Consider the following 13,083-nt stretch of genomic DNA (forward strand, 5'->3'; position numbering starts at 1 on the left):
TCATTCCGATCGGAGCGGGCGTGAGCAAAAGCGCGATCGAAAGCATCCGCGAGGCGCTAAATGCTGGTGAAGTAGTGGGGCTCTTCCCCGAAGGTCACATCAGTTACAACGGCCGCATAGACGAGTTTCAGGGCGGATTTGAGCTAGCCGCGCACGATACGAACTCCGTAATCGTGCCTTTTTATATCAGAGGGCTTTGGGGATCGACATTTTCGCGCGCCAGCGAGCATTATAAAAGAACGATCTCGCAAAGCGGTAAAAACGCGCTTCGCGTAAGCTTCGGCGCGCCGATTGAGGCAAATTCCAAAGCGCACGAGGTAAAGCGCGCAGTAACGGAGCTATCGTTTTTCAGCTGGGGCAAATATCTCGCAAGCCTAAAGCCGCTTGCCTACAACTGGCTAAATCAAGCCAAAAAATCGCCTTTTAAGCGCGTAGCGGTCGATAGCACTGGAGTGAGCTTCACAAATTTAGCGATGATGAGCGCCGTTTTGATACTTCGCAAAAGGTTAAAGAGCCGCATAGGCAGCGAGGAAAACGTAGGTATCGTTTTGCCTAGCTCGGTCATCGCAAGCGCCGTAAATTTAATGCTTTTTACGATGGGCAAAACGAGCGTAAATTTAAACTACACGCTAAGCGAAGAAAATTTAATCTACTGCGCGGATAAAGCAAATATCCGCACGATCATCAGCTCGCGCAAATTCGTAGAAAAGCTCAAATCAAAGGGCTTTGAGCTGGAAAGCTTGATCGGCGATCGGCTCGTATACCTTGAAGATCTAAGCGAGGGCGTCTCTAAAAACGAGCGCATAGCCTGCGCGCTAAAATCGCTGCTGATGCCTAAAATTTTATTTTGCGCGCTGTATTTTAAGCCGCACGCGATAGATGACGTAGCGACCATTTTATTTAGCAGCGGCAGCGAAGGAAAGCCCAAAGGCGTGGTTTTAACGCACAAAAATATAATGGCGAACGTCCGTCAAATTTCGGAGCTCATAAACGCCACCGAGCACGACGCGATTTTAGCGTCGCTGCCTATCTTTCACTGCTTCGGGCTTACCGTAACGACGCTCTTTCCGCTAAACGACGGAATTTTAAGTATCCACGTGCCAGATCCTACGGACGCCTTTAGCGTCGGCAAGATGAGCGCAAAATACGGCGCTACTATAATGTTCGGCACTTCGACGTTTTTTAGGCTCTACACCAAAAACAAAAGGCTCAATCCGCTTATGCTGGCAAGCATTCGCCTAGCGATTGCGGGCGCGGAGAAGCTAAACGAAAACGTCCGAAAGGAATTTAAGATAAAATTCGGCATCGAAATTTACGAGGGCTACGGCACGACCGAAACCGCGCCGGTAGTGAGCGTAAATACACCGAACGTCCTCGAGCCTGATTTTTTCAAAGAGCTTTACTTCAACCGCGAAAAGAGCGTCGGTTTGCCGCTTGCGGGCACGGTCATAAAGATCACCGATCCCGCCTCGCTACAGCCGCTGCCAAACGGGCAGGAGGGGCTTATCTTAATCGGCGGACATCAGGTTATGAAGGAATACTACGATGAGCCGGCAAAAACCGCTGAGGCGATCGCACAAATGGATGGCGTGCGCTACTACAAGAGCGGTGACATCGGCTATATCGACGACGACGGGTTTTTATTTATCACCGACCGCCTTTCGCGCTTTGCCAAAATCGGTGGCGAGATGATAAGCCTGGGCGCGGTAGAGAGCGCCGTGGGCGAAATTTTAGGCGAAAGCGCGATCTATTCGTGCGTGAACTTAAAAGACGAGAAAAAGGGCGAAAAGATCGCTCTGCTTTACGTGGGCGAGGCGAACGAGGATGAAATTTCGCGCCGCCTAAAGGACTCCGCGCTGGCGCCGATAATGCAGCCAAGCGTCGTGAAAAAAGTGGAGCAAATCCCGGTGCTCGGCAGCGGCAAGGTAAATCTCAAAGCGGTGAAGGATCTGGCGATAGAGCTAGGGCTGTAAATTTTAAAGCCTTAAATTTACGCCTTGCTGCGCTATTTGCGCGAAGTAGTGTAAAGAGCAAAATTTCTCTTTTAAATCTATGCTTTGTCGCCGCCGCACGGCTTTGCGGTTTTCGCTCCTAGCGGCGGGCGATCTCGCGGGTTATGCTGCGGTTTATTTAAAAAACGATAGCTGCACGCGGCTGCGGCGCCAAATTTATGCTAAATTTTACGGACAAACGGCAGCCGCTCGATGCGTGGATAGATAAAATTTTACATTAAACGGCGAGCGAGATTTCACGGCGGAGCTACGGAGAGAATTTTAACGGCGTGTGAGTGGAAAGAAATTTCAATGGCGTATGTGCGGAGAGAAATTTTAGCAACGATGCCTCTCGCTTCGCTTTTTATAAAATTTGCAAATTTTATTTCCCGAACGTTCGCCGATTATTATGCCGACGAGGTTTATAAATCCGCTTGTGCTATGCAAACTCTCGGCTTCATTCTTCCGCCGTCACAGAGGCTAAATTTTTTCTAATCACGCTACGTGCGCCTCCAAGCAGGTCTGTATTTACATGAGCGCAAAAGTATCGAGCAGCTCTAAATTTAAAAGATAAACTTCATTCTCGCAAATTAAAATTTTAAAATTTAAAAGCCGTTTAAATTTAACCGAAGTCGGCAGAGCTTAAATTTTAAAAAAAGATGAAAGTGCCGCGGAGCGTGAGCTCCACGGCAAATTTAAAGGAGGGCTATTTAAAAGATGGGGCGATCTGCGCTACCCACGCTTCGATGCGGCTCTCGGTGAGGTCGCTTTGATTGTCATTGTCTAGCGCAAGACCGACGAATTTGCCGTCCACTACGGCCTTGCTCTCGTCGAATTCATATCCGTCGGTAGGCACTGCACCTACGATATTTGCACCCGCTTTTTTGAAGTTGTCGTATAGCTCGCGCATTGCGTTGCAGTAAGCGTCGCTGTAGCTTGAGCTATCGCCCATGCCGAAAATCGCGACGGTCTTGCCTGAGACATCAAGGGCTGAAAAATCAAAGCCCGCCCAGTCGTCTTGTAGCTCGCCGTCGTTCCATGTGGAGCTGCCGATGATGAGCGCGGTGTATTTATCTAGGTCTGCAGGCGCGATGTCCGCAACGTTTTTAAGCTCATTTTCGATGCCGAGCTTTTCCGAGATCAGCTTCGCAGCGTCCTCAGTATTGCCCATCGAGCTTCCAAAAATAATTCCAACCATTTGGTATCCTTTTAATAAATTTTGTCGGTGAGCTTGTATGGTACTAATTTCATAATGAAATTTCCCTTAAAGCATTCGCTTTTTATCTCGACGTGGCGGTTAAAATTTTCATTTTTTGGATAGACAAGATACAGGGCATCGAGGTTTGCTCCGCGGCAAAGCTCTAGCGCTTTTTTTATATCATTATCATAAATGGCTGAATTTTGAGGTAGAATTTTTTTAAAGCTCGTAACCACGCCTAGGCTAAAACCGCTCTTGCGAACTACGATGAGCTCGCCCGATTTACCCACAAGCTGCAGCTGTGCGCCTGCATTGCGAAGCGCGATTTTGCAAAATACGAAGTTGCAAAACGCATCGTCTCCGTTTAGCAGCAATCCGCTACGCAGACTCACGATTGCGCTAGTTAGCTTATAAGCGGGCTTGGCGGCAAATACAGGCAGCGGCATATCGCGCAGATAGGCAAAGATTATCGCATTATCCGCCGTACAGAATTTCACGGCGGGCTTGAAGCGGTAAATTTTGCGAGCACCGCGCCTAAGTTCGGAAGCGATAAAATTTAAAAACGCAGCGCGAAACTGCGAAGCGCCCTTTAAATTTGTGGGCAGAATTCTATAATCCGCATTAACGTTAAAATTATATAGAGCTAGCATCGCTCGCGCTCGCGAAGCCGCATCATAATCCTGCAGCGCCTCTGGCGCAATCTCGCGCCCGTTCGCATCAAAGCCAAAAATCTCGCCGCTAAAGAATTGCTTATTAAAAACTTCGGCATTTAAAATTTCATCATCAATAAGCTCATTATCGCGCCGCAGATCCGCTTTTTGGCGTTTTTCGCGCGTCGCGATATCTCGTTTTGACGCGGTAGTATCTTGTAATAAAGCTGATTTCTCGTCCGAACGCTTAGCGCAGAAAAAATTCTTTTGCGCTAAGCCAGTGTTGTAAAAAGCCTTTGCTGTCAAATTCCTGTTCGCGCTGCCTTTTTGCGCGCTCTTTGCAGCGCACGGCTTAGAGGCATTATGATTAAGCGCGCCCGATTTACCGCTTGAAAACTTTTTAAATTTGCCGCTAAATTTCTTGCTTTCGGCGTGTGCAAGGTAAGTAGCGTTAAATTTGTTAGAATTTAAAAAATCCTTGGAATTTAGCTCGCCAACTTTATCGTCGTAAGCATTTGATTGCGGCGTAGTGCGCGATTTTTTAACCGCTTGCCTGGGCTTGCCGGCATTACTTAAATTCCTTGGGATTTTAATCATCTTCGCAAGGTCTGCAACCGAATTCTTGATTTAAATTGAAAACCTTACAGTATTCGCAAAATACGCAGCTGACGCTTCTTTTAGCGCATACGAGCGGGATTTTGCGCTTTTTTACTTCGCCTTTGATTTTTTTCATCGTGTTGTGGTTTAAAAAGCTCGTAAGCATCACGACACACTCGGTATCCTGCGGGATCGGCTTACGATTTACGCGATTTTCGTTTCGTGCATCCCAGTGCTCGATATTGCTCGCGCCAAGGTCTTTTAAAACCGCCTTAATGGGTGTAATCTCATCTGCTCCTATAACTAAAACGTTCATTTCATCCCCTTATATGATTGATATTCGTTATTATAACAGAGAAAGATTAAATTTAACTGATAATATATAAAAATTTGAAATTATAAGCCGGAATTTTACCGGTTCATATTTGATATTTATTCGCTTAAAGCTAGACTTACTGCCGCATCGATGTGGATCTGCGTAGTATCAAATAACCATGCGGCGGTATCTGCTTGCGATACGAGCAGCCCGATCTCCGTGCAGCCTAGTATCACGCCCTGCGCACCGCGAGCTCTAAGCTTTTCTATAATCCGTAAAAATTTCTCTTTGGAGTGCGGTAAGATTTTACCGAAGCAAAGCTCATTAAAAATTACTTCGTTTACCGCTTCCATTTCGTCCGCGTTCGGCACGAGCACCTCTACGCTGCCATCTATCAAGCGCTGTTTGTAAAAATCCTGCGTCATCGTATAAATCGTGCCGAGCAGCCCTACTTTTTGCACGTCATGCTTTCGCAGCTCATCTAGCGTGGCATCCGCGATATGCACGAATGGTACAGAGATAGCGGCATTTATCGCCTCGTAGCACTTATGCATCGTATTGGTGCAAAGAAAAATATAATCCGCTCCGCCGCCTTGCAAAACTCGCGCGTGACGAGCTAAAATTTCGCCCGCCCTGCCCCACTCATTATCTCTTTGGCACCGCTCGATCTCGTCGAAATTTAAGCTACTTAGCAGAATCTCGCCGCTACTTAGCCCGCCTAGACGCTCGTTAATTTTGCGATTGATCCCATCATAATAGGTAATCGTAGATTCGTAACTCATGCCGCCGATTAGCCCGATTTTTTTCATAGATTTCTCTTTTAAAATTTATACGGAATTTTATGTAGTCCCGCGAAATTTAATAAAATTCCGGATTGCAAAATTTGCAGAGCCGGAATTTCAACAAATAGCCGCAAATCTTAAGCATTCTCGCTCGCGGCGCCCGCAGAGACGACCTCATCGCCGAAATCGGCATTCGCAAGCCGTTTGAGCTGGCGGTAGCGTCTCATCGCGTCGGCTTTATTTGCTTCATAAAGCTTGCCCGCGTGCTCCGGATCGATCTTTTTAAGCGCGTTGTAGCGCACCTCGTTTAGCAAAAATTCCTCATAAAGGCTCCAGTCCGGCTCTTTGGATGAAATTTTAAGCGGATTTTTGCCCTCCGCCGCGAGCCGCGGATCGAAGGTGTAGGTCGGCCAATAGCCGCATTTGCTCGCAAGCTCGGCTTGATCGCCCGAGCTGCCCATGCCGCCTTTGATACCGTGCGCGATACACGGCGAATACGCGATGATAAGGCTAGGTCCCGGGTAAGCCTCCGCCGCCATGATCGCTTTTAGCGTCGCGGCTTGGTTTGCATTGGAATTTACCTGCGCGACGAAGATGTTGCCGTAGGTCATTGCGATCTGGCCGAGGTCTTTTTTCTGCACCGCCTTGCCGCCTGCGGTAAACTGCGCAATAGAGCCGCGGCGGCTAGCTTTGGAGCTCTGCCCGCCGGTATTTGAGTAAACCTCCGTATCCAGCACCAGCACATTTACGTCCTCGCCGGTAGCCAGCACATGATCAAGCCCGCCGTAGCCGATATCGTAAGCCCAGCCGTCGCCGCCGATGATCCACTGCGATTTTTTGTTTAGATACTGCTTCAGCTCTAAAATTTCACGAACCCCGGGCGCGTCCAAATTTTGTTCTAGCAACGGCACCAGTCTATCTCTAATCTGAGCGGATTTTAGCGTATCGTCTCTGTTTTCGATCCAGTCGTGATAAAGCGCCTTTAGCGCGTTTGGCACGCTTGAGAGCGAGCCGAGCATAAGATCTTCGATCTTATGGCGCAGCGTCTCGCTTGCGATCTTCATTCCCAGCCCGAACTCGGCGTTGTCCTCAAAAAGCGAGTTCGCCCACGCGACGCCGCGGCCGTTCTCGTCCTTGCGGTACGGCATCGAGGGCGCCGATCCGCCGTAGATCGAGCTACAGCCCGTGGCGTTGGCTACGATCATATGATCGCCGAAAAGTCGCGTGATCAGCGTGATGTACGGTGTCTCGCCGCATCCCGGGCATGCGCCGTGAAATTCAAAATACGGGCGCGCAAAGCCTACGCCCTTGACGCTTGATCTGTCCATCAAATCGTCTTTGTATCTTACGTGCTCGAATAAAAAGTCCGCGCTTTCTTGCTCGCCCTTTGCGAGTTCTTCTTCAAGCGGCACCATGACGAGCGATTTTTCCTTGCTCGGGCAGTTTTCGGCGCAAAGCGCGCAGCCCGTGCAATCAAGCGGGCTTACTTGGATCTTATATTTTAGCCCCTTTAGCTCCTTGCCCTTGGCTTCTAGCAGGTGATCTTTTAAATTTAAAGGCGCGGCGGCCTCGTCCTTTTCGTCTAGCAAAAACGCTCTGATTACGGCGTGCGGGCAGACGAAGGCGCACTGGTTGCACTGGATGCAGTTTTGCTCGATCCATTTAGGCACCATGACGCCTACGCCGCGCTTTTCAAATCGCGTCGTGCCCGCGTCAAAGCCGCCGTCCTCGTGCCCCAAGAACGCCGACACCGGCAAGCTATCGCCGCGCGCCGCGTTCATCGGTTTTACGATCTTTTCTATAAATTCGTCGCCTTTGTATTTATCGTTTATATCCGCCGCGTCATCTTTTAAATTTACCCACGCAGGATCGATCGCTACCTGCACCAAAGCATCCGCGCCCCTATCGATCGCGTCGCAGTTCATCGCCACGACCGCCTCGCCCTTTTTGGCGTAGGTTTTCTTGGCGTATTCCTTCATATAGCTTTGCGCCTGCTCAAACGGGATGATGCCGCTAAGCTTGAAAAACGCCGATTGCATGATCGTATTGGTGCGGCCTCCAAGCCCTATCTCGTGCGCCAGCTTGGTGGCATTTAGGATGTAAAATTTTACCCGTCTGGCAGCTAGAATTTTTTTGACCTTGTTCGGAAGCTTTGCCGCCGTCTGCTCGGCATCCCAGATGGAATTTAAAAGGAAGGTGCCGCCTTCGCGGATGCCTCCGATAACATCGTAGATGTCCAGATACGCAGCGACCGAGCAGGCGACGAAATGCGGATTTGAGACGAGATAGGTCGAGCGGATCGGTCTTTTGCCGAAGCGCAGGTGCGAGCGCGTGTAGCCGCCCGATTTTTTGCTGTCGTAGGCGAAATACGCCTGCGCATAAAGATCTGTTTTATCGCCGATGATTTTGACGGAATTTTTATTCGCGCCCACGGTGCCGTCTGCGCCCAGGCCGTAAAACAGGCACTCGGTCTCATCCTCGTAGCCGAGCGAAATTTTATCTCCCACGGGTAGAGATAGATGCGTCACGTCGTCGTCGATGCCGATCGTAAAGCCGTTTCTAGGCTCGTCTGCCTTTAAATTTTCATACACGGCGATTAGCTGCGCTGGATCAACGTCCTTGGAGCTTAGCCCATACCTGCCGCCCACGATGAGCGGGGCGTCCTCACGCCCGTAAAATGCGGCTTTTATGTCCAGATACAGCGGCTCGCCGAGGCTGCCCGGTTCCTTCGTGCGGTCAAGCACTGCGATTTTGCGCACGCTTTTAGGCATCGCGGCGAAGAGATATTTGAGGCTGAAAGGCCTGTAGAGATGCACTTTTAGCACGCCCACTTTCTCGCCCTTCGCGTTTAGATGATCGACCACCTCCTCAAGGGCTTGATTGACCGAACCCATCGCGACGATCACCCGCTGCGGCTCACTAGCGCCGTAATAGACGAAAGGCGCGTACGATCGCCCCGTGATCTTTGAAATTTCGCTCATATACTCCGCGACGATGTCCGGAAGCGCGTCGTAAAATTTATTGACTAACTCGCGCGTCTGAAAATATACATCGTCGTTTTGCGCCGTGCCGCGAGTTTTAGGATGTTCAGAGTTTAGCGCATCAGCTCTAAATTTACGCACGGCTTCGCGATCGAGCAGGCGATCAAACTCGGCATAGTCCATCACCTCAATCTTTTGAATTTCATGGCTCGTGCGAAATCCATCAAAAAAGTGCAAAAACGGCACGCGCCCCTTAATCGCCGCAAGATGCGCGATACCGCCCAGATCCATCACCTCCTGCACGCTGTCGCTTGCAAGCATCGCAAAGCCGCTTTGGCGACAGGCATAGACGTCTTGATGATCGCCGAAGATGGAGAGCGCTTGCGCCGCAAGCGCACGCGCCGCGACGTGAATGACGCCCGGAAGCATCTGGCCCGCGATCTTGTACATATTTGGAATTTTTAGCAAAAGCCCCTGCGATGCGGTGTACGTCGTCGTAAGCGCGCCCGCTTGGAGTGAGCCGTGCACGGTGCCCGCCGCACCGCCTTCGCTTTGCATCTCGACCACCTTAACGGGCATGCCGAAGAGGTTTTTCTTGCCCTGCGACGCCCAAATATCGGTGTAATCCGCCATAGGCGAGCTAGGCGTGATCGGATAGATGCCCGCGACCTCGGTAAAGGCGTATGAGACGTAAGCCGCCGCCTCGTTTCCGTCCATCGTTTTCATAACTTTTGCCATTTTTAGTTCCTTTGGAATTATCAAATTTCGCTAATTTTACATATTTATTGCTTAAAAATTTAAATGCTTCGCAAACCGAATAAAATTCTAAAGCTTTATCACAGCAGGCGGGCTACAAGCGCGATCTGCTGGCAGTTTTAGACGAGCATTACGGACGATTTGAGACGGGCTCTTTCTCCGCTTTGAAAATAAATTTTTGCGTACTTTAAGCGCAGATCGCGAGCAACAGGTAGAAATTAATGTAAATTTAGCCGTCTGGCTTGAAATTCTAACCTAAATATCAAATGACGGGAATGCGCGAAAATTAAGAAATTTAAAAATGTACATACCACAAAATGGGGGAAGTCTCATATCGTTAACAAGGCCTGGGTGATAAAATTTAGCCACTACAAAACCTCAACCGCTATACACATCCAAACTCGACGTAGCGAAATTTTATTTATGGTTTGTAACATCGCGGTACATAAAATTTCAGCGCATTCTGCCAAATATAAGGAATTTTATTGCCACCTACCGAGCGCAGCGCAAATTTCATTTTAAATTTTCATCGATCGCTCGCTGTGTGAATTTTACCACACGCGACCTTGCGTTTTGAGCGTAAATTCTATTTCCGCAAGCTGCGCGGAGGATAAATTTAGCTATAATCCCCCGCTTAGATTTAGCACGAAACGCGGCACGTATATACGGCATGGAATTTAAAATTTTAAAATTCCGAGCAGAACTCGAAAAGCTAAAAACCGCTAAATGCGCTAAACTTAAAGCCAAATTTAAAAGCCCAAAGGAAAACCGATGAACGTCCATAAAATCGCTTACACGAGAGTTATCGCGCTGGCGTTTGCCGCCTTTATTTTTAACACGACGGAATTTATCCCCGTGGCGCTGTTAAGCGACATCGCGGCGGATTTTAGCATGGACGTTACAAGTACGGGGCTAATCATCACAATCTATGCGTGGGCGGTGAGTATCCTTTCGCTGCCGCTGATGCTGCTTACATCGAGGCTCGAGCGCAAGAGGCTGCTTTTGCGGCTTTTCGTACTATTTACGCTAAGCCACGTCTTGGCGGCGGTAGCGTGGAATTTTGCCGTTTTGGTAATCGCGCGACTCGGTATCGCGATTTCGCACGCGATCTTTTGGTCGATCACCTCATCGCTCGTCGTGCGCCTAGCGCCGATAAACAAAGGCTCTCAGGCCATCGGCATGCTGGCTTTGGGCACCTCGCTAGCCATGGTTTTGGGACTTCCTTTGGGGCGCGTGGTCGGCGAGCTTTTCGGCTGGAGAATTACGTTTTTTGCGATCGGCGCGCTTGCGGCGGCGGAGGCGCTGTTTCTTTGGAAAATTTTACCGTTTTTGCCAAGCCGCCGCGCGGGCTCTCTTGCGAGCTTGCCGATGCTTGCAAGGCGCCCGATGTTGCTTGCTTTGTATCTGCTTACATTTTTGATCGTAGGCGCGCATTTTACGACCTACAGCTACGTCGAGCCCTTCGTGGCGAAATTTAATCCCGCAGGGGGTCACTTCGTAACCTACGTCCTGCTTGCATTCGGCGCTTCGGGAATCGCCGCAAGTGTGCTTTTTTCAAAGCTTTACCGCCCTTTTCCAAACGCCTTTTTGATCTGCTCGATCCTTTTTATCCTAGCCTCGGTGCTGACGTTAAAAGCTTTTGTCGCAAATGACGCGGCGCTGCTGCTTGCAGCTTTCGTCTGGGGAGTGGGGATTTTCGGCTTCGGACTCTGCTTGCAGATCAAAGTCCTGGCGCTAGCTCCCGACGCTACCGACGTCGCGATATCGATCTACTCGGCGATCTACAACGTAGGCATAGGCGGCGGAGCGCTTTTGGGACATCAAGTCGCAACGAGATTCGGGCTTTGGCACATAGGCGAGGCGGGCGCGATACTGGGCGCGCTGGGGCTTGCAAGCTACCTCTATGCAAGCGTGAAATTCGCGCAGAAAAATAGCGCGTAGGCTAAATTTACGAAAGATTTTTGACAAGCTCGAGAGTATCATTTTTAAATCTTGTATTTTAGAAAATAGCAGCGTTATGGGTCTAAATTTTTAAAATTTATCCACGCGATTAGCTAAATTTTGCAGATAAAATTTAATCTCGCGCCTAGTTGCGCCGTTTATAATCTGCGCTATTTCTTACGGCGCCATGTCCTTGCCATCAAGCGTAATATCCGAAGTGCTTAAATTTAGCGTCGGTATCGTTGCGATCGATAAAACCTTAAGATTTTTTATCAATTCTCTTTGATACAATTTATGTGATTTCTAAAAAGCAATTTTAGGAGCTATTTGATCGGGAAATGTTTTGGTTGATGTAGAAGTGGACATAAATTTAATCTTGATAAGAATTTAACAAGTTTGCCGCAGCGCGGATTTCATACTTTTTTAAAAAATACTTAAAGACTGTTTTTTATCGCATCTTCCAAAATATTTTTAGTCTTATTCGTATGCATGGTGTTGAGATGAATTAGCTTTTTTAAGTCTTTTTTCTGATACGCTTCTATTATCGCCTTGTGCTCCTCATTTGAGGATTTTATATGAGTTTTTTTATAAAACAAAGACAGTGAAACATATGGGATTGCCGCCATTATAAGGGTTTCGACGATATTAAATGTCCTACTACCGCTTTCGCTCTGCCAAAAGCATCGATGAAAATTGGCATTTAACAAAGCCCATTCGTTTAAATCCGTGCAAGTCTCGATCTGTTCTTGGATATTAATTGCTTTTTGTAGATACTCAGTATCATATTTTTCAAACGCATCCGTTATAAGTTTGCTTTCCAATAAAATTCTGAGTTCATAAATTTCTTTTGCTTCCTTGTAGCAAAGCCCCTTTACAATTGCGCCTTTAAACGGATCGAAACTGATTAGCCCTTTTGCCGTCAGAATTTTTAGCGCTTCCCTTACCGGCGTAGCGCTAACGTTAAATCTCTTTGAAATTTCATTTTGTTTTAGCTTGGAGCCGGATTTTATATTTCCGTTTAAAATATCTTGACTAAGACTATGGACTATAAATTCTGTTGTGGTGATAGGACGATCCGAATTGAGATGTATCATTTATTCTCCGTTTTTTAGGAGTATTATACAAAAATAATATAAAAACATTCCAGATCGATGCCTCAGAAATTTCCAAATTCTTTTTTTATCTGTTCCAAATTCATGTTGTTTGCCAACAAAAGCATCAACAAAAGCCTCGCTTTAATTGGCGATAACCAGCCGGACATTATACAACCGATACTTTGTAAATCCATCTCCGAGCCCTTATAACCGTATGTCTTAGTAGCGCAGATCCCGCTACCTGTGCGAGAAGCGACGACGACCGGAATTTGAGCACCTCTTAGTTTATCCACCATATCGTATGATACGTGTCCGGCACCTACGCCACTAATTACGATACCGCTAAAATTAGCACGCACAGCAAGCTCAATCATCTCGCCGTCACAACCCAAATAACTTTGTATAATCTCTACTTTAGGAAATTTGACGTCAGGCAAAGGATAAATTTGACGCGATACGGCAGGAGTTATAAATTTTACTCCATTCTCTATCACAAGCCCCTGAATACCGGCATTTATCGATACAAAAGTTTGCAGAGAAAAGGTATTGCTCTTATGAACCCATAGTGCACTATGAATCGTATCGTTTAGTACTACCAGCACACCCCGATCTCTACTTTGCGGACTAATAGCGGTTAACACGCTAGCATATATATTGCCGGCACCATCCGAGCTAATAGAATCGGCATTTCGCATAGCGCCGGTAATAACCAACGGAGCATGCTCATCCCAAACTAAATTTAAAAAGAATGCGCTTTCTTCCAACGTATCGGTTCCT

At 48.0% G+C, this 13,083-nt stretch carries 10 protein-coding genes; 3 read left to right on the forward strand and 7 right to left on the reverse strand.

All coding sequences use genetic code 11. From position 1 onward, the window contains the following. Positions 1–1,973 (forward strand): AMP-binding protein (locus tag Q0117_RS03265; RefSeq protein ID WP_297922476.1); only part of this gene is annotated, 1,973 nt, incomplete at its 5' end. Positions 1,974–2,697: 724 nt separating this feature from the next. On the opposite strand, the gene fldA is transcribed toward Q0117_RS03265, so the two are convergent. The 5 genes from fldA to nifJ form a co-directional block, all read right to left on the reverse strand. After that, positions 2,698–3,189, reverse strand: coding sequence for a flavodoxin FldA (gene fldA, locus Q0117_RS03270; protein ID WP_297922478.1), 492 nt, complete (start codon positions 3,187–3,189; stop codon positions 2,698–2,700). 11 nt (positions 3,190–3,200) lie between these two features. Further along, positions 3,201–4,436, reverse strand: a complete 1,236-nt coding sequence (locus Q0117_RS03275; protein WP_297922481.1) for a hypothetical protein — start codon at positions 4,434–4,436, stop codon at positions 3,201–3,203. Continuing rightward, positions 4,429–4,752, reverse strand: coding sequence for a DUF2325 domain-containing protein (locus Q0117_RS03280; protein WP_005870807.1), 324 nt, complete (start codon positions 4,750–4,752; stop codon positions 4,429–4,431). The genes Q0117_RS03275 and Q0117_RS03280 overlap by 8 nt, the downstream gene beginning before the upstream one ends. Positions 4,753–4,868: 116 nt before the next feature. Further along, on the reverse strand, positions 4,869–5,561 hold the full coding sequence (locus Q0117_RS03285; protein ID WP_297922484.1) for an aspartate/glutamate racemase family protein: 693 nt from the start codon (positions 5,559–5,561) through the stop codon (positions 4,869–4,871). 110 nt (positions 5,562–5,671) lie between these two features. Next, positions 5,672–9,253, reverse strand: coding sequence for a pyruvate:ferredoxin (flavodoxin) oxidoreductase (nifJ, locus tag Q0117_RS03290; protein ID WP_297922487.1), 3,582 nt, complete (start codon positions 9,251–9,253; stop codon positions 5,672–5,674). Positions 9,254–9,622: 369 nt separating this feature from the next. Between nifJ and Q0117_RS03295 the strand changes: the two genes are divergently transcribed. Further along, a complete protein-coding gene (locus Q0117_RS03295) occupies positions 9,623–9,793 on the forward strand; it encodes a hypothetical protein (RefSeq protein ID WP_297922490.1) in 171 nt (56 codons plus the stop codon). A 249-nt stretch (positions 9,794–10,042) separates the two neighbouring features. Next, positions 10,043–11,212, forward strand: a complete 1,170-nt coding sequence (locus tag Q0117_RS03300; RefSeq protein WP_297922492.1) for a sugar transporter — start codon at positions 10,043–10,045, stop codon at positions 11,210–11,212. 434 nt (positions 11,213–11,646) lie between these two features. Here Q0117_RS03300 and Q0117_RS03305 read toward each other — a convergent pair whose 3' ends face one another. Beyond that, complete coding sequence (locus Q0117_RS03305) at positions 11,647–12,306, reverse strand: GntR family transcriptional regulator (protein WP_297922495.1); 660 nt, start codon at positions 12,304–12,306, stop codon at positions 11,647–11,649. A gap of 62 nt (positions 12,307–12,368) precedes the next feature. Further along, positions 12,369–13,083, reverse strand: a 715-nt coding sequence (locus tag Q0117_RS03310) for an asparaginase (RefSeq protein WP_297922498.1), incomplete at its 5' end; no start/stop codon positions are given.

The sequence above is a fragment of the uncultured Campylobacter sp. genome (genome assembly GCF_937997535.1).
In the GTDB taxonomy this organism is placed as follows: Bacteria; Campylobacterota; Campylobacteria; order Campylobacterales; family Campylobacteraceae; genus Campylobacter_B.

What these genes read in the sequence shown, in the direction of transcription:
- Q0117_RS03285 (WP_297922484.1), bottom strand. Translation starts at nt 5,561, where the DNA reads ATGAAAAAAATCGGGCTAATCGGCGGCATGAGTTACGAATCTACGATT.
- Q0117_RS03305 (WP_297922495.1), bottom strand. Translation starts at nt 12,306, where the DNA reads ATGATACATCTCAATTCGGATCGTCCTATCACCACAACAGAATTTATA.
- fldA (WP_297922478.1), bottom strand. Translation starts at nt 3,189, where the DNA reads ATGGTTGGAATTATTTTTGGAAGCTCGATGGGCAATACTGAGGACGCT.
- Q0117_RS03300 (WP_297922492.1), top strand. Translation starts at nt 10,043, where the DNA reads ATGAACGTCCATAAAATCGCTTACACGAGAGTTATCGCGCTGGCGTTT.
- Q0117_RS03275 (WP_297922481.1), bottom strand. Translation starts at nt 4,436, where the DNA reads ATGATTAAAATCCCAAGGAATTTAAGTAATGCCGGCAAGCCCAGGCAA.
- Q0117_RS03280 (WP_005870807.1), bottom strand. Translation starts at nt 4,752, where the DNA reads ATGAACGTTTTAGTTATAGGAGCAGATGAGATTACACCCATTAAGGCG.
- nifJ (WP_297922487.1), bottom strand. Translation starts at nt 9,253, where the DNA reads ATGGCAAAAGTTATGAAAACGATGGACGGAAACGAGGCGGCGGCTTAC.